The organism is Roseovarius conchicola (genome assembly GCF_041403425.1).
Lineage (GTDB): Bacteria > Pseudomonadota > Alphaproteobacteria > Rhodobacterales > Rhodobacteraceae > Roseovarius > Roseovarius conchicola.
Genome location: NZ_JBGEHK010000001.1, coordinates 259,944 through 276,900, shown reverse-complemented (window position 1 = coordinate 276,900; position 16,957 = coordinate 259,944). Strand labels below are relative to the sequence as shown.

The 16,957-nt window shown below is 59.0% G+C and carries 17 protein-coding genes; 7 read left to right on the top strand and 10 right to left on the bottom strand.

The features are described from left to right. Positions 1-16: 16 nt before the first annotated feature. Together V6N02_RS01220 and V6N02_RS01215 are read right to left on the bottom strand one after the other, a co-directional pair. Entirely contained in the window at positions 17-1,177 is a 1,161-nt protein-coding gene (locus V6N02_RS01220) for a M20 aminoacylase family protein (RefSeq protein ID WP_371223492.1), read from the bottom strand. A 37-nt stretch (positions 1,178-1,214) separates the two neighbouring features. Next, entirely contained in the window at positions 1,215-3,029 is a 1,815-nt protein-coding gene (locus tag V6N02_RS01215) for an ABC transporter ATP-binding protein (RefSeq protein WP_371223490.1), read from the bottom strand. Between the two features lie 242 nt (positions 3,030-3,271). On the opposite strand from V6N02_RS01215, the gene V6N02_RS01210 reads away from it, so the two are divergent. Continuing rightward, positions 3,272-4,975, top strand: coding sequence for a peptide ABC transporter substrate-binding protein (locus tag V6N02_RS01210; RefSeq protein ID WP_371223488.1), 1,704 nt, complete (start codon positions 3,272-3,274; stop codon positions 4,973-4,975). 15 nt (positions 4,976-4,990) lie between these two features. Here the strand turns inward: V6N02_RS01210 and V6N02_RS01205 are convergent, their stop codons facing one another. Beyond that, positions 4,991-5,578 (bottom strand): thymidine kinase, encoded by a 588-nt coding sequence (locus tag V6N02_RS01205; RefSeq protein WP_371223486.1) that lies wholly within the window; start codon positions 5,576-5,578, stop codon positions 4,991-4,993. Between the two features lie 352 nt (positions 5,579-5,930). Here V6N02_RS01205 and V6N02_RS01200 point away from each other — a divergent pair, with 352 nt between their 5' ends. Beyond that, positions 5,931-6,392, top strand: a complete 462-nt coding sequence (locus V6N02_RS01200) for a phage regulatory CII family protein (RefSeq protein WP_371223484.1) — start codon at positions 5,931-5,933, stop codon at positions 6,390-6,392. A gap of 73 nt (positions 6,393-6,465) precedes the next feature. Here V6N02_RS01200 and V6N02_RS01195 read toward each other — a convergent pair whose 3' ends face one another. Beyond that, positions 6,466-7,104, bottom strand: coding sequence for a prolyl oligopeptidase family serine peptidase (locus V6N02_RS01195; RefSeq protein ID WP_371223482.1), 639 nt, complete (start codon positions 7,102-7,104; stop codon positions 6,466-6,468). 446 nt (positions 7,105-7,550) lie between these two features. Between V6N02_RS01195 and V6N02_RS01190 the strand changes: the two genes are divergently transcribed. Both V6N02_RS01190 and V6N02_RS01185 read left to right on the top strand, forming a co-directional pair. Beyond that, positions 7,551-7,901, top strand: coding sequence for a RidA family protein (locus tag V6N02_RS01190; RefSeq protein ID WP_371223480.1), 351 nt, complete (start codon positions 7,551-7,553; stop codon positions 7,899-7,901). 153 nt (positions 7,902-8,054) lie between these two features. Beyond that, positions 8,055-9,203 (top strand): CaiB/BaiF CoA transferase family protein, encoded by a 1,149-nt coding sequence (locus V6N02_RS01185; protein ID WP_371223478.1) that lies wholly within the window; start codon positions 8,055-8,057, stop codon positions 9,201-9,203. A gap of 6 nt (positions 9,204-9,209) precedes the next feature. Here the strand turns inward: V6N02_RS01185 and V6N02_RS01180 are convergent, their stop codons facing one another. The 4 genes from V6N02_RS01180 to V6N02_RS01165 are packed head-to-tail and all read right to left on the bottom strand — an operon-like array spanning position 9,210 to position 11,714. Continuing rightward, positions 9,210-9,983 carry an alpha/beta fold hydrolase gene (locus V6N02_RS01180; protein WP_371223476.1) on the bottom strand — a complete coding sequence of 258 codons (774 nt, stop codon included), beginning with the start codon at positions 9,981-9,983 and terminating at the stop codon, positions 9,210-9,212. Between the two features lie 4 nt (positions 9,984-9,987). After that, positions 9,988-10,176: a 2-hydroxymuconate tautomerase gene (locus V6N02_RS01175; protein ID WP_371223474.1), complete on the bottom strand. Its 189-nt coding sequence runs from the start codon at positions 10,174-10,176 to the stop codon at positions 9,988-9,990. 12 nt (positions 10,177-10,188) lie between these two features. Next, positions 10,189-10,680 carry a flavin reductase family protein gene (locus tag V6N02_RS01170; RefSeq protein ID WP_371223472.1) on the bottom strand — a complete coding sequence of 164 codons (492 nt, stop codon included), beginning with the start codon at positions 10,678-10,680 and terminating at the stop codon, positions 10,189-10,191. After that, positions 10,680-11,714 carry an LLM class flavin-dependent oxidoreductase gene (locus V6N02_RS01165; RefSeq protein ID WP_371223470.1) on the bottom strand — a complete coding sequence of 345 codons (1,035 nt, stop codon included), beginning with the start codon at positions 11,712-11,714 and terminating at the stop codon, positions 10,680-10,682. Before V6N02_RS01165 ends, V6N02_RS01170 begins: the two co-directional genes overlap by 1 nt. Positions 11,715-11,815: 101 nt before the next feature. Here V6N02_RS01165 and V6N02_RS01160 point away from each other — a divergent pair, with 101 nt between their 5' ends. After that, positions 11,816-12,634 (top strand): LysR family transcriptional regulator, encoded by an 819-nt coding sequence (locus V6N02_RS01160; RefSeq protein ID WP_371223468.1) that lies wholly within the window; start codon positions 11,816-11,818, stop codon positions 12,632-12,634. On the opposite strand, the gene V6N02_RS01155 is transcribed toward V6N02_RS01160, so the two are convergent. Then, positions 12,631-13,770 (bottom strand): aminotransferase class I/II-fold pyridoxal phosphate-dependent enzyme, encoded by a 1,140-nt coding sequence (locus V6N02_RS01155; RefSeq protein WP_371223466.1) that lies wholly within the window; start codon positions 13,768-13,770, stop codon positions 12,631-12,633. The two genes, V6N02_RS01160 and V6N02_RS01155, sit on opposite strands and share 4 nt — an antisense overlap. A 126-nt stretch (positions 13,771-13,896) precedes the next feature. Here V6N02_RS01155 and V6N02_RS01150 point away from each other — a divergent pair, with 126 nt between their 5' ends. Further along, positions 13,897-14,772, top strand: coding sequence for a TIGR01459 family HAD-type hydrolase (locus V6N02_RS01150; RefSeq protein ID WP_371223464.1), 876 nt, complete (start codon positions 13,897-13,899; stop codon positions 14,770-14,772). Positions 14,773-14,874: 102 nt separating this feature from the next. Continuing rightward, positions 14,875-15,318 carry a MaoC family dehydratase gene (locus V6N02_RS01145; protein ID WP_371223462.1) on the top strand — a complete coding sequence of 148 codons (444 nt, stop codon included), beginning with the start codon at positions 14,875-14,877 and terminating at the stop codon, positions 15,316-15,318. Between the two features lie 28 nt (positions 15,319-15,346). Here V6N02_RS01145 and V6N02_RS01140 read toward each other — a convergent pair whose 3' ends face one another. Further along, the gene (locus V6N02_RS01140; RefSeq protein WP_371223460.1) at positions 15,347-16,903 is read right to left on the bottom strand and encodes a M23 family metallopeptidase; all 1,557 of its coding nucleotides are present in this window, start codon (positions 16,901-16,903) and stop codon (positions 15,347-15,349) included. Positions 16,904-16,957: the final 54 nt, after the last annotated feature.

The following is a 16,957-nucleotide window of genomic DNA, read 5'->3' as shown; positions in this document are numbered from 1 at the left end:
CTGCGAAGATACTCGGCTAAACCGGCATCCTCTGCTCTACAATCTCGGCCCACCAGCTGCACCCGGCCGGGATCACCTCGTCGTTAAAATTGTACTCCGGGTGATGCACCATCGCCGTATCACCGTTGCCGACAAGGATATAGGCCCCGGGGCGTTCTTCCAGCATGAAGGCGAAATCCTCCCCCCCCATGACCAGCGGCGCATCGGCACATTCCCCCGCAACACTGCGCGCCACATCAGCGGCGAAATCGGTCTGGTCAGGGTGGTTGGCCATCACTGGATAGCTGCGCTGGTAGGTCAGTTTCGCCACCCCGCCAAAGCCCGCTCCGATAGCGTCGCAGAGGGCTTGCATCCGCGTTTCGGCCAGGTCTCGCAGTTCGGGGTTCAACGTGCGTACCGTACCCATCAGCCGGGCCTGCTGAGGGATCACGTTGAAAGTGTTGGAACTGGTGCTGACCGAAGTGACCGAGATTACCAATTGTTCGGTCGGATCCGCATTGCGGCTGACGATACTTTGAAAGGCGGTGATCAAATGGCTGGCCATCACAACCGGATCAACCGTGTCATGGGGCTTGGCGGCGTGCCCGCCGACACCGTCAATCTCGACCTCGAACCAATCTGAGGCGGCGAAAAACGGCCCCGGACGGATCGCAAAGCTGCCTGCGGGTTGCCCGGGCCAATTGTGCATTCCGTAAATCTCCTGAATGCCGAACCGGTCCATCAGCCCGTCATCACACATTTCCTTGCCACCGCCACCGCCTTCCTCGGCGGGTTGAAAGATCACCACCGCAGTGCCATCGAAATTGCGAGTCTCGGCCAGATATTGTGCTGCACCCAGCAGCATGGCGGTGTGCCCATCATGACCGCAGGCATGCATCTTGCCCGGGGTGGTTGAGGCATAGTCCAGCCCCGTCGCCTCTTCGATCGGCAGTGCGTCCATGTCAGCACGCAGCCCGATCACCTTGCCCGATCCCTTGGCCCGCCCTTGGATTACGCCCACTACCCCCGTGCGCCCGAGCCCCGTGACCACCTCGTCACAGCCGAAGGCGCGCAGCTTTTCCTCGACCAAGCCACTGGTACGGTGCGTGTCAAACAACAGTTCAGGGTGTTCATGCATGTCGCGGCGCCAGGCGGTAATCTGATCGTGCAACTCGGCAAAGCGGTTCTTGACGGGCATGGGCGTGGTCCTTTCGCAGCGGCTCTCGTGATTTAATCTAGCACCCGTCCTGCGGGATCAAGACACGATGTCCGGCACTAACCTCGCGATAGGTCGACGGGGCGGGGGTGCAGCCGGTTGCGTAGACAGGTGTTTCCGGAGGTGTGGTAAGGCGTGCAGGCGCCATATCCCGCTGGGCCGGATCGGCAACAGGCACAGCATCCAACAAGGCTTGAGTATAAGGGTGTTGGGGTTCTTCAATCACGGCGGCACGCGGTCCGATTTCAACGATACGCCCCTTTTGCATGACGGCCACATCATGGCTCATCCGTTCGACCACGGCCATGTCATGGCTGATGAACAGGATCGACAGGCCCAGATCGCGCTGCAGTTCCAAAAGCAGGTTCAGCACCTGCGCCTGCACGGATCCGTCCAGGGCACTGACCGCCTCATCCGCCACGATCAGTTTCGGCTCCAAAGCCAGCGCGCGGGCAATTGCCACGCGTTGACGCTGCCCCCCGGACAACTCGTGCGGGTAACGGCGCATCAGGCTGCGCGGCAATCCCACCCGGTCAAACAATTCGCCCACCCTGGCGTCGACTTCGCGATGTGTCATGCTGCGATAATTCCACAGAGGTTCGGCCACCTGCGCGGCCAGACTCAGTCGCGGGTTCAGTGATCCAAACGGGTCCTGAAACACCATCTGCATGGCCTGACGGGTCTGCTGCAGCTCCGCTGCTCCAAGTGCGGTGATGTCCGCACCGTCCAGCACAACTCGTCCCGTCGTGGGCTCGACCAGCCGCAAAATCGCACGCCCGACACTGGATTTTCCGCAGCCTGATTCTCCCACCAGCGACAAGGTTCGCCCGGTATTCAGCGTGAAAGACACATCCTGCACCGCATGCACCTGCGCCACGGTACGACGCAACAGCCCACTGCGGACCGGGTAACACAGGCCAAGATGGTTAACCTCCAGCAAAACAGCCTCGCCGCCCTTGACCGGGTCGCGGGGCGCCTCGCCGGTTAGGGCCATCGGCTCGGGGAAGACCCTGCCACGCATCGCACCCAGACGCGGCACAGCGGCCAGCAACGCCTTGGTATGACCATGACGGGGGGTGGTAAAAACCTGATCCACCGAACCTTCTTCAACAATATGACCCTCATGCATAACAGCCACGCGGTCGGCCATCTGCGCCACCACGGCCATGTCATGGGTAATGAACAGCACGGCCATGCCCGTATCGCGCTGCAACTGCTTGATCAGAGACAGGATTTCGGCCTGTATCGTGACATCCAACGCCGTTGTCGGTTCGTCAGCGATCAACAGGCGGGGGCGGCAGGCCATGGCCATCGCAATCACCACGCGTTGGCGCATTCCACCGGACAATTCGTGAGGATACTGGCCCAGAATGCGCACAGGATCGGGCATGCCAACCTGACGCAACAGGTCGAAAGCGCGGGCGCGGGCTTCGGTTCGGCCAAGGTTTTCATGGCGTCGCACCCCCTCGCTGAGCTGGCGGCCAATCGTAAAGACCGGATTCAGGGCCGTCATAGGTTCCTGAAAAATCATACCGATCTGGTTGCCACGAAGATGCTGCATCTGGCGCTGGTCGGCGCTGGCCAGATCAACGTTGTGACCCTGCGCGGTCTCGAACAGAAGTTGCCCTCCTTCGATTTGCCCGCCGCCAAAATCAACCAGCCTCATCAGCGAAAGGGCCGAAACCGATTTGCCCGACCCGGACTCGCCGACAATGCACAGGGTCTCACCCGCGCGCAGTTCAAAGCTGACATCCCGAACGGCCCCTACCTGGCCGCTTGCCGTGGCAAAACTGACATGCAGGTTCTGAATGCGGGCAACGGGGGCCTCGAGCATTTCGCCTCTCAGGTAAGGTTGGCAGCACCGCCACGCTAACGACGCCGGGAGCCCCCGTCAAACCACTCAAAACAATCAAAACACGTCAAAAACCCTCGGAAAGCTTGCGTTTTGAGCCCGATTCGTTTGAAATAACCACACCACTCAACCCCTGCGCCAACAGGGAATGGGCCACCCCGCCGCCAACGGGGATATCGCTGGGGACACCAAGATGGGCAGGCCCTGCTCATGGGGGATGACGTATGAACATCACAAACCGCCTGCTCGGAGCATTCGCGACGCTGATCACGGCCTCTGTGGCACAGGCCGAACGGGGTGCCGACGGACAGGTCAATATCCTGTTCTGGCAAGCCCCCTCGATCATGAATCCCTACTTGTCCGGCGGCCTGAAGGATATCGAAGCCGCGAGCCTGGTGCTGGAACCCCTTGCGCGTTACGACGAAACCGGTGCGATTGTGCCGTGGTTGGCCGAGAGTGTTCCGACCCTCGAGAATGGCGGCGTGTCGGGTGACATGCGCTCGATCACCTGGCGCTTGAAAGACGGGCTGGTGTGGTCAGATGGCAGCCCCTTGACCTCGGGCGATGTGAAGTTCACCTGGGAATACTGCACGGCCGAGGGCGGAGGCTGTGCACAGATCGCCAATTACGCCGGCATTACAGGAATCGATACACCCGACGACCTGACCGCTGTCATCCGTTTTGATGCACCAAAACCCTTTCCCTACAACGCCTTTGTCGGCGCCAAGTCGCCCATCCTGCAACAGGCGCAATTTGGCGATTGCATGGGGAACAAAGCCCCGGGATGCACCGAGGCGAATTTCAATCCCATCGGCACCGGACCCTTTGTGGTCAGCGATTTTCGCCCCAATGACGTGATCCAATACGACGCCAATCCGAATTACCGTGATCCGGCGAAGCCGGCCTTTGCAAATGCCGTTCTGAAAGGTGGTGGCAATGCCGAAGCCGCCGCGCGCGCCGTGCTGGAAACGGGCGAGTTTGACTATGGCTGGAACCTGCAACTGGCGCCGGATGTTCTCAACAAGATGCAATCGGTTGGTAAGGGGCAGGTCGTGTCGGGCTTTGGTACATTGGTTGAACGGATCATGATCAACCTCACTGATCCCTCACCCGAGCTGGGGGATCGCCGGTCAACACTGGATCAGCCGCACCCGATCCTGTCTGACAAGGCCGTCCGCAAGGCCCTGTCGATGGCCATTGACCGCGAGTTGCTGGTCGAAATCGGCTATGGCAAAGCCGGACGGGCGACATGCAACGTTCTGCCAGCGCCCAAGATATACGCCTCGACCGCCAATGACGCCTGCAAAGTGCAGGATATTGAGGGGGCCAAGGCACTCTTGGACAGCGCGGGGTGGGTCGTGGGCCCCGATGGCGTGCGCGTCAAGGACGGCAAGCGCCTGTCGCTTCTCTTCCACAGTTCAGTCAACGCGGTGCGGCAGGATTTTCAGGCTGTGATCAAGCAATGGTGGGGACAGATCGGGGTTGAAACTGAATTACGCAGCATTGATCCGGCCGTTTTCTTTGGCTCGGACCCGGGCAACCCGGACACTTTCCAGAAGTTCTACGCCGATGTGCAAATGTACGCCAACCGCTTTGATGGCACCGACCCCGAAGCCTACATGGCAATTTGGCATTGCGATCAGGTTCCGAGTCCGGACAACCAATGGCAAGGCAACAATATGCCGCGTTACTGCAACCCGGCCTATGACGCCCTAGTGACACAGATGCAGACCACCGGCGAGATAAGCGTGCGCGCCGCCCTTGCCAAACAGATGAACGATATGCTGATGCAGGATTTCGTAATCCTTCCCCTGGTCGATCGGGGACGTGTTTCGGCCCATGCCAACAGCCTGGAAGGCGTGATCCTGAACACCTGGGACAGCGAGATCTGGAACATTGCCGATTGGCGTCGTGCAGACGGGGACTAAACTCCAAATGAGCGACTAGCTATCGGCCAGATCCATCGCCTCGCGCCAGTGGCGGCGACACAGGCTGACATAGCGTTCATTCCCGCCGATCTGCACCTGATCGCCCGCGGTCATCACGCGACCGTTCTGGTCCTTGCGCACCACCATCGTCGCCTTTTTGCCGCAGTGGCAGATCGTGCGCACTTCGCGCATTTCATCGGCCAGCGCCAGCAAGGCGGCGGAACCCGGAAACAGCTGCCCCTGGAAATCGACGCGCAACCCATAGCACATTACCGGCACACCCAGATCATCGACCACCCGGGCCAGCTGCCAAACCTGTTCAGCTTCCAGAAACTGCGCCTCGTCCACGAACATACAGGCAATGGGGCCGCGGCTCAGGCGGCCCTCAACCTTGGCAAAGAGGTCTTCACCAGGGGCAAACCTGTCCGCGCCCTGCCCGATTCCGATGCGCGATGCAATACGGCCCTCGCCGCCCCGGTCATCCAGCGCAGCGGTCAGCAGATAGGTCTGCATGCCTTGTTCCTGATAATTATAGGCCGCCTGCAACAGCAGGGTCGATTTGCCCGCGTTCATGGTCGAAAAATGGAAGTAAAGCTTTGCCATGGTTCTGGGGTACGCCAGCAAGGCCTCCGCCTGCAACCACTGATATGGCCGACATGTGGGTGGGGTCAGGTGACCGGCCTCTAACCGCGTGCAGGAAGTGTACTTCCGGGGATGGAAAGCACGGGCTATGGCTTCTGATCAACAGGCACCGGGACGGACGTGTCCCCGGCACCCCGACCCCACCCTATGTCCGTCGCTGGGGACGTCGGACAACTTGTTACAGGTGTGATACTCGTACCCCCCGGCAACTGCGGGATTGCCTTACCAATGGCATTTGGGGATAAAGCAGTTTATGGGAAAAGACTGGGGGCTTTCCCCCTCTTTGAGACACCCGCGTGACAGGGATGAGTGTATGTCGACATTCGGAAGTTATCTGAAGAAACACACCGAGGCATTGGTGAAAGATGTGGGCATTGAACCTGCCTGCGAATTGACCGGAAAATCCAAGGCCACACTCGGACGGTATTACTCCGATCACCCCGAGCATGGTGATCGTTTCATGCCGATTGATGCCGTTGCAGCGCTCGAAGAGGCATCGTCCTACCCCCATGTTACTAGCGCTCTGGCCGAGTTGAAGGGCATTCACCTGTCCTATGACGAACGGCGCCGTAATGCTGATGAGAAGGGCGGCGTGAACAGCGACGTGATCGCACTGAGCCAGAGGTTTGCCATGCTGATGGCCGAGTATCAGCAAAGCATCGAAGACGGTGTGATCACCGTGAACGAGGCCAAGCGCCTGTTGAAAGAAACCACGGCGCTGCAACAGGTACTGATCGACATGAAGCTGCATCTGGAAGACGAAACCGTCACCTGAGCGGCGAATCGATTCTTCAGGTTTGGCTCGTCACGTTCGAGTATCGTCGCGCTGCAATGAATGTGATGCTACGTTAGCCGCAACCTTTCGGCACGATGGAGCGTGCGCCTAAGCGCGCCTCTCGCAAGAACCACGTCCATGACTTTTCGGCAATCCGCGGCCCGGCTTCATACAGCCAATGAGTATGTCCTGGAATGATCACGATATCATTGTCATGCCCGCGCTTGGCCAGTTCGCGGCCATTCGTTTTGGCATCCTCAATGGAAAAAATGTGCTCATGCTCGCCAATGTACAACCGGAAGGGCTTGGGCGTCGCTGGTTGCACCAGCATGTCGCTCGGAACGAATCCTGCGTGCAGCACCGCCGCCCGCCATGGACCTGTCGTCCGGTTCAGCAGCACCTGCGCATAGGCGGCCCCGTTTGAATGACCAAAAAGAAAGATGCGTTCGGGATCAATGTTGTGCCGCTCGCTCATCTCGTTGATCAACTGCTGCAAAACCGCTGCATCAGGATTTTGAAGGGGCCAACCTTGCTTCCCTGCATCCGGTGCCAGCAAGGCGATCCCGTGGCGCTTGGCCGCCTCACTCCACATCTCGATCAGAGACAGACCGTCGCGCCCAGCCCCGTGCAACAGAATGACCAATGGCAGGTTCGCTCCAATGCTCGGCGCATAATCGTACCAGACCTGCGGGCCTGCGCTGGCGTCACTCACGTGCCGGGTTGCAAGATCGCGTGTGGCTGTGGATGGGGTGAAATTATATGTCGCGGGCTGCGTGATCGGAAACCCATCCCATCTCGCTTCGGAAAAACGTCCCTTCTGCACGACAGTCTCGGCGATAGGCATTTTTAAACTGCCAGCCTTTTCCGTGGCAGGCGCATTCCGGATTTGGTACGCACCAAGGCCCGCCCCCCCGATCAGCACCAATCCTGTTATAAGGGCCACCCCACGCATTATCGACATGCCTTTACACTCCACTCGTTGTTCAGCCCATATGGACCGTTCGAAAACAAGCTATTCTCACCATGCCAAACAGGCAGAATTACGGCACCTGTCGGCATTTTCCTTAACACCCCGACGGACAACCCGGCCCAGCGCTTGCCAATTCTGCCGCGCTCCGTCACAGAGCTATCATCCCAAGATCAACAGGAGCCCCGAACATGTCCGACATCACCCGCATGCACACCGCCCAGCGCATGAGCAAAATCGTCATCCATAACGGCACGGTCTATCTGTGTGGGCAGGTCGGAACTGCCGGAGACAGCGTTGCCGATCAGACGCGCCAGTGCCTTGAAAAGGTTGAAGCATTGTTGGCCGAGGCCGGATCGGACAAGACCCGCATCCTGCAAACCACGATCTGGCTGGCTGATATGGCCGATTTCGCCGAGATGAACGCGGTCTGGGATGCCTGGGTCCCCGAAGGTCACGCCCCCGCCCGCGCCTGTGGCGAGGCCGCCTTGGCGCGCCCCGAGTTGAAAGTGGAATTACTGGTCACCGCCGCACAGGCCTGAGTAACGCCTTGCCGGCCAAGGCCATGACCGCGCTCAAATGGGCAAACTGCCGCTTGTGACGCAAAGAAACTTTGCCCGGTTTGACCTCTGTCAGAGAACCGCAACATCTGCGCGCTAGACCGGGGTCAGACCTGATCCAAGCGGAGCGCATGAATGACCCTTCCTCTTTCCGGCCGTATCATCCTTGATCTGACCCATGTTCTGGCCGGACCCTATGCCAGCATGACCCTGGCCGATCTGGGTGCCACCGTGATCAAGGTCGAACGTCCCGAAATTGGTGACGACACCCGCGCTTTCCCGCCGTTCAAAGACGGCGAGAGTGCGTATTTCGCGGCCATCAACCATTCCAAGCAATCCATCGCGTTGGACCTGAAGGCCGAGGCGGACCGTGCCGTGTTTGACCGCCTTCTGGCGCGCGCCGATGTCCTGTTAGAAAACTATCGCCCCGGCACGATGGAAAAGCTGGGATATGGCTGGGACACTGTTCATGCCCGACACCCGAACCTGATATACGGTGCGGTCAGCGGCTTTGGTCATACCGGGCCCGATGCCTTGGAACCGGCCTATGACATGGTGGTGCAGGCGCGCGGCGGGGTGATGTCGATCACCGGTGAGGCGGGTCGCGACCCGGTGCGCGTGGGGGCCAGTATCGGTGATATCGTGGCAGGCATGTGTCTCGTTCAGGGGGTTCTTGCCGCCTTGATCGACCGCGACAAGACCGGTCAGGGGCGCAAGGTGGATATCGCCATGCTGGATGCGCAACTGGCGATTCTGGAGCATGCGATTGCGATCACCGCGACCACCGGTGAACCGCCAAAACCCTCGGGCGCGCGGCACCCGTCGATCACGCCGTTCGAGACGTTTCATGCGGCTGATGGGTTGTTTGTCATCGCGGCGGGCAATGATGCGCTGTTCACCCGTCTGTGCCGGACACTGAAATTGCCCATTGCCACGGATGAGCGCTTCGCCACCAATGCTGCGCGCTGTGACAATGCCCGCCTTCTGAAACGGCTGATCGAAGCGGTAACACTGGACCATCCGGCCAGCTACTGGATCGAACGGCTGAGTGATGCGGGCATCCCCACCGGTCCCATCCAAAACGTTGCCGAGGCAATGGCCGATCGTCAGATCAAGGCCCGTAACATGGTGGTGGATGTGCTGGATGAGACGGGTCAGCCGCGTTACAAATCCGCAGGCAACCCCATCAAGATTTCCGATATGCCCGATCCGCCAACCCGTGCGCCTGCCCCCAAACTGGACGGAGATCGCGAGGCTATCTTGAAATGGCTGGATGAGGAGTAAAGCGGCCTAAAGCGCCTGAATAAACCGTTTCAGATGCTCGGCGACGATCTCGCCCGCTTCCAGTAAAAGCGAGTGTTTGTACCCCGGCAGGATCACAAGTTCCGAGTTGGGCAAAGCCGCATCAATCTGACGGTTCAAGCGCGGATTACAGCCACCGTCATTCTCGCCGGTCAGCACCAATGATGGGGCCGTGACCTTGCGCAGCCAAGGGGCCATCTCGACCGTGGCGTAAATGCGAAAGACATTCAGAAACACCGCGGCATCCGTACCGATCACCTGTTCCAGCCGCCGCTCGACCACATCGCCATGTTCGGCAATGAAGTCATCGGTAAACCACCGATCCGTCAGGGTGGGCAGGATTTGCGGGATGCCCTTGTCTTCCATCGCGCGCACCACGCCCATGACCTTGGCGGAATCGTCCTTGGTGCGGAAGGCGGCTGTGGACAGAACCCCAAGCGACGATACCCGATCAGGGTACTTGAGCGCATAGGCCGGACCGATCATCCCGCCCAAGGAATGGCCTGCAAAATGCGCCTGTTCAAACCCTGTGCGCTCGCGAACCCGTTCCAGGTCAGCCACCAGATCGTCCAAACCGAATGCGCCTTCGGGCATCGGCGATACACCATGCCCGCGCAGATCATAGGTCACCACGGTAAAATGCGGTGTCAGCACGGGCAGCAGCTTGGCCCAAGTGTTGCGCGCCGCCCCTATCCCATGGATCAGGAACAGCGGCGGGCCATCGCCCTCAATGGAATATGCGCAGTCAATCACATCGCCCATCGCCCTACCCCCTGTCCGAGAACAACACCCCGCCCTTGGCCCAGCTGTCTTTCTCAACATCTACGATCATCACCTCGACCGCGTCCGGGTTCCCCCCGGCGGTGCGGATAAACGCATCGGTCAACTCTTTCGCCAAAGCGCGTTTCTGGTCATCACTACGCCCCGCGAACATCTCGACCCTGATCATTGGCATGGCTGTCTCCTGTCAGAATTTCTGCTTGGGGTGCACCACATGAAACGCCCCGCTCATATAGGTCAGCGGTTTTTCCCCGGCGTTGGAAATGCCCGTCACATCGCCAATGCAAATCGCGTGGCTGCCATGGACCACCGCGTGGTTCAACGAACAGGTGAAAGCAGTTGCGCGCGGCAGGATCGGGCCTTCTTCGGTCGGGGTGACCTCAAGCCCCTCGAACCGGTCGGCCTGGTGGGCATCATACGCCCCGGCAAAGCATTGCGCGACTTCAACCGCATCTTCCGGCAGGACATTGACGCAGAACACGCCATTGTCCCCAACCGCCTTGGCAATGCGGCTGTCGGCCTTCAGGCAGACCAGAACAGAGGGCGGATCAGCCGAGAGCGAAGTAAAGGCGCTGACGGTCGCGCCCATGCGACCTGCGGGGCCATCAGTCGTGACCACAGTTACAGTGGCAGCGACATGGCGCATGGCAGCAATAAATGCGTCGCGGGCTATATTCATCAGGCGGTGACTTTCTCAGGTTGAATGGCGAAATGTGGCATAACGTCTTCAGCAAAACACTGGATCATATCCAGCGTCTCTTGTGCTTCCAGCCCGAAATTAGGACTCAGGATCACGCGATCAATGCCCAGCTCGGCGTAAGGTGCCAGTTTGTCGATCATCTCTTGCGGGGTGCAGATCAAAAGGCTTTCTCCCAACTCGTCCACGCTTTGCGCGCGTGGCAACTCGCGGATCATGCCGTGATCCACAATTCCGGGTCCAGTATAGACATTGTCGAACCGACTGTAATAGCGATCTGCCATCTCAAGTTTGCGCCGCTTCTCGGCCCCCGAATGCGCCAGATGCGCCACCCGGCTAAGCGTGAGGGTCAGATGCGCGCCCGCCTCACCCATCTCGTACTTGGCGCGGTTGAACCCACCCACCTGATCCAGCAGCAATTGGTGATTCCCGGCCAGCGGTGTGGTCTGAATGTGAAACCCGCGTTTTGTGCAGGCATAGATGCCATCGGGATGCATGACAGCCATCATCATCTGAATATCGCGCACCGGGCGGGGCATAATGGTGATCGGATCAAACTGGTAGTATTGGCCGTCCCAACTGACCTCTTCACGGGTCAAAAGCGCCTGCAGCACATCCAGTGATTCATCAAAACGCGCACGGGTTTCGTCCATCGGCACGCCAAATCGCTCCATCTCGAACGGGAACGCACCACGCCCGACGCCCAACATCAGACGGCCTTCAGTAAAGATGTCGGCCACCACGACCTCGCCCGCATAGGTGCGCATATCGTGCAATGGCAAAACAGCAATCGACGTCATGATCTTGATACGTTTGGTATGCGCGGCAATCTTGGTGGCGAAGGTCAGGGGCGCGGGCATCATCAGGATGTTGATCAGGTGATGCTCGGTGATCGACACCGCGTCAAAGCCCAGCTTATCGGCCAGCACAGCCTGATCCAACATGTCCCCGTAAACCCGATCCCCGCCATAGGATTTGTCCGGATAATCCGCCGAAAGCTGAATGCTGAAATCCATATCTGATCTCCTGTTGCGCGACCTCATTCTGACAAAGTCCCAAAAATAAAGAAAACGAATTTAATCTATTTAAAAGATCAAAAATTCTGCATTATAGAGCGATGAACATCACCGCAATCCAAACCTTTTTGGCCGTGACCCGCGCTGGTAATCTGAACCGCGCGGCGGAACAGCTCAACATCACACAGTCCGCCGTGACGGCCCGGTTGGACACGCTGGAACAGGCCATGGGCCAACGTCTGTTGAACCGATCGCGAAAGGGGGCAACGCTGACCAAAGCGGGCTATGCCTTCCTGGACCAGGCCGAGTTGATCACATCCACCTGGGCCAATGCCCGTGCGCAGGCCAGCCTGCCGCAGGGGGTCACATCGATGTTCAGCCTCGTGTGCGATCCAGCCCTTTGGATGGGTGTAGGCGCGGATTGGGTTGCAGGTTTACGCAACGAACATCCCGACACCGCGTTTGATATCTGGGCCGGTCTTGCCTCGGATGCGCGGCGCTGGTTGCAGTCAGGGGTCAGCGATGCGGCGCTGTTGCCCGAGCCGCTGAGCGGGCCAGAGTTTGCCCATCGCCCCTTTGCCATGGATCAGGTTGTCGAAGTTTCGTCCCGCCCCCGCGCGGCCATGCGCTGGGATCCCGATTACATCTATGTCGACTACGGCGCGGCCTATCGCCTGTGGCACGCCCTGACATGGCCCGGGGATGACACTGCGCCAAGCCGCTATTCCAACCCGGATTGGGCGCTGGCGCATCTGTTAAAGCATGGCGGATCAGCTTATCTGCCAGAAGGTCTGGTGAACAAGCATCTGGAGGACGGAACGCTGCATCCCGTACGCGGCGCGGCGGCCTATGAGCGCCAAAGCCATCTGAGCTGGCGCAAGGCCGTTGCCCCCGCCTTCCCATGGCTCGCTGCGGACTAACCGGCCTTGTTCTGCATCAGATGCGCCTCTAACGCAGCCAGCCCTTCGTCCAACCCCCTGCGCCCAAACCCTAGACGGAAGCGATCTGTCGGGGTTGGCCCCAGTTCGGACGAATAGATCGTGCTGGGCAGAAACAAGACACCGCTTTGTTCGACCAGATCGCGGGCAAACGCCTCGACACCTTCGGGACCCTTGTAGCGCGGGAACCCCATGCAGGACCCATCGGGGCGCGTCCAGTCAAACAGATCAGGGTGCTGGGCAAAGAACGCATCCCATTTCGGAAGGTTCTCATCGACAATGGCGCAATTGCGCGCCAGCAGCTTGTTCCGGTTGCGCAGGGCGATGATGGCCAACTGCTCACTAGGGCCGGAATTGCAGATCGACAGATAATGCTTCATCCGCTCCATCCGCGAGAGCACGTCACTGTCCTGACAGGCAATCCAACCGATCCGAAGGCTGGGCAGCCCGTAGGCCTTTGATGTCACACCCAGCGACAGCCCGCGCTCATAAACATCCGCGATGAACGGCAGATGCACCGCGTCACTGGGGCCCAGCCCGTTGAAAATCTCGTCATGCAGAATGTAGATGCCGTGATGGCGGCACAGCTCGATCAGGGCATTGTAACGCTCCAAAGGCAGGATCGCACCGGTGGGGTTATGCGGAAAGTTGATCGTGATCAGCTTTGTGTTGGGCCGGATTGCCGCCTTGATCCGGTCGATGTCCAGCGACCAGTTGTCATCCGCATCCAGCGGCACGCCCGTGGCCTCGCAGATGGCAATCGGCAGGGTTTCGTGGCTTTGATAATTGGGCGTGACAACAATGGCATGGCTGTCGCTATCCAGCAGCACAGTGTTGGCCGCAAAAATCCCCTCGCTTGCCCCGGCAAAGCAAAGAATATCACTGGAGCTCTGACGAGCAAACGTATCGGCAATCGCCGCGCGCAGATCGGGCGCGCCGTAAGTTTCGGTATAACCCAGCCACAACCCCTCAAACGCCTCGCGCTCCTCATCAGAAGCCATCGCCAGCAGATCGCGCAATGAAATGCTTTCGGCATCTGAGGCGGTCATGTGATAGCGCGCCTTGAACTCCCATTTGGAGAAATGCGTTTCCAGGCGGAAATCGGGAAGGCTGGGCATGGTGGGTCCCTTTCAGGCGACAGTGGTTCGCTCCTGCCTATCCCAATCATTTGCCAAAACAACCCCCTCTGGAAAATCGCCGTCACCCCTGCCATACCACCGCCAGATAACGCACAAAGGTATCCCATGACCCAGATCATCCAGTCCCTCTCTGAGGTGTCCGACCGGTACACCGCCCTGTTTGTCGATCTCTGGGGCTGTGTGCATAACGGCATTCAGGCCTTTCCGGAGGCGGTCGCAGCCCTACGCGCGTTTCGGGCCACGGGTGGCAAGGTGGTCTTGGTTACCAACTCGCCCAAGCCCCGCGCCGGGGTGGCAACGCAGTTGGGCAGCTTTAACGTGCCTGAGGATTGCTATGACGTGATTGCCACCTCCGGCGACAGCGCGCGATCAGCCATGTATCGCGGGGCGGTGGGAAATAAGGTTTACTTCATGGGCGAATGGACGCGAGATGCGGGGTTCTTTGAACCGCTGAACGTGATTGAAAACCCGGTTGAGATCGAACGCGTCCCCCTGCGGGAGGCCGAGGGTATCGTCTGTTGCGGCCCGTTTGACCCGTTGGCCGATCCAGACGTGAACCGCGCCGATTTCCTTTATGCCAAGCAAAAGGGCATGAAGCTGCTTTGTGCAAACCCCGATATCATCGTGGACCGGGGCGAGGTGCGGGAATGGTGCGCGGGTGCCTTGGCGCGGTTGTATACGGAAATGGGGGGTGAGAGCCTCTATTTTGGAAAACCCCATCCGCCGATCTATGATCTGGCACGGCGCCGGCTGGCATCGCTGGGTGTTGAGGTGGATATGGGCCGGATTCTGGCGATTGGTGACGGACCACATACCGACATACAGGGGGCGATGGGCGAGGATATCGATTCTCTTTTCATCTCTGGCGGGTTGGCCGCGGTGGAAACCAAAACGTCGCACCAACCCGACCCGGAAGCTCTAAATGCATATATTCAAAAGGAAATGATCTCTCCGACCTACTCTATCGGGTTGTTGCGCTGATGAAGATTTCCCTTGATTTTCTGCGCCTGCGAAGTAATAAAGTTCCAAAGTCAGGCCCGTAAGGGCTCGATTATTACTCACCGGACTGCCCAGGAGGGTCAGATGTTGGACAATATGCCCCGCGGAACCATCACAATCGAAGAGATCGAGATGGGCATGACCCGTCACCTTCAGAAGATCGTGACGGATGAAGACATTCAGATGTTCGCGCAGGTCTCGACCGACTTTAACCCGGTGCATATGGATGACGACTACGCACAGGACACGATTTTCGAGGGGCGGATTGCCCACGGGATGCTGACCGCGGGTCTGATCTCGGCCGTTATCGGGGAACAGCTTCCGGGGCACGGCACAGTTTACATGGGGCAAACGCTCAAGTTCCTCGCCCCTGTGCGCCCCGGCGACATGGTGCATGCCGAGGTCGAGGTGATTGGCGTCGATCACGGCAAACGCCGCGTTCAGCTGGATTGCCGTTGCCTGGTGAATGGCAAGAAGGTTCTGATCGGCGAAGCGACGGTTCTGGCACCTTCGGGCAAGTTCGACTGATAGAGATCGGCAGCAGTGCCGCGCGGTCTTATCGCCAGCCTGCCTCCCAATCCCTTGTCATCAAGGTTTTAAAACCGGACAGGTCGCTTTTTAAACGCAGGGATTTAGTCGTGCCGTCGCCGATCTTCTGGATCAGCAGGTGGCCCGCATTGTTATGTGCGAAAGGTGTGAAGGTGCTGTAGCCCGTACTCCAATCGAATTCTCGAATATCGCTGAGCCCGCTGCCCGCTGTGCCGATTTCCCACAGCTTGCCGTCGCCGGTATCCGAGCGGTAGCCGAAGAGATACATCTTTCCACCACGCGGCAGCACGGTCATATGCGTCCAGCCTTCTGCCCTTGAGGCAGTCCATGTGGTCTCGACGTCGACCTCGTTGCCAGCCTTGGTCAGCCGCAGAATGCGCATCTTGCCATTGCCGCCCTTGTACAGGAAAAGATAGCGATCATCCCCGTCCCAATAGGGCACCATTTGGGTATAGCCCTTGCCAATATTGGTCTTGAGCGCCGCGATGAACCCCGTGAAGGCGCTGTTGATCCGGTCGATGTTGAAATGCCCATAGCGCGAGTCGTATGAGATCAGGTGGTCGCTGTTCGCGATCTTGATCTTCTCCATATGCGTCCAACCGGCATAGATCTCGACATCATTGACCACGGTGGTGTCTTCACCCCCCGCGGCAATTTCCCAAAAACGGACCGCCCCGGTTGCAAAATCATAGCCCATAACATGTCGGCGGTTCGATCCGTCCGGCAGGAAATCGACGAAACTGGTCCAGTTACGACCCCAATTGCGCTGGATAATCTGTGTCGTTTCTTTTCCAACGGGATGATCAAAGCGGTTAATCCTGATCCTGCCATTCTTGCCGCGATACCGCAGGATGTAACGCGCGCCGTCCTCTTTCCAGCTGAGGAACCGGTTGCCCGGACAATTATGCGAGAGGATCTCCTCGGCATCGTCATCGCCCCATGTGCCCCATGTGCTGTTGTCGGCCTGATGTGTCTCGGCCTCGATACCGTCAAAGACCGCACGCACGGCTTCGCCATCCCCCATTTTGCCCCAGAAACCCGTGGCATCCAGCCCCGCGGCATCCAGCGTGACGTTCTGAACCTGCGTGTAATGGATATGAACTGTCGACGAGCCGGAATCACTGACCCTCCCGATCACCTCGCCCATGGCCACCTTGCGCCCCTCTGTCAGCCGCGGCTGGCCTTCTTCATCGGCCACATGCAGGTAATGCGTGCGCCATCCATCGGCATGGTCCACCATCAGATAACGCAGCCCGTTGCCAAGCGTCCGGTCGATCTGCACCACGCCCGCAGCACTGGCCAGAACCGGGTGATCACGGCTGATATTGGCCCCGGTTCCACTTCGCATGGCGAAATCCAGACTATCGGGATCCGGTGCATGGTTGCGTCCGGGTGGTCCGTAAGTCGAGACATCCCAGACCTGACCGCAAAGTGTCGGCGACTGAAAATCGGGGCGGTCCTGACTGTTGGCCACCTGTGGCAGGCAGATCAATGCGCCCAGAGCGGCACCGATGGGGATATATGAGTGGAGCGCGCGAATGCACGAGAAAGAAGGAAAAAGCATGAAAGCCTCCATGATACAAATAAGTTGATTTAAAATGTCGAAGTACAATCTATG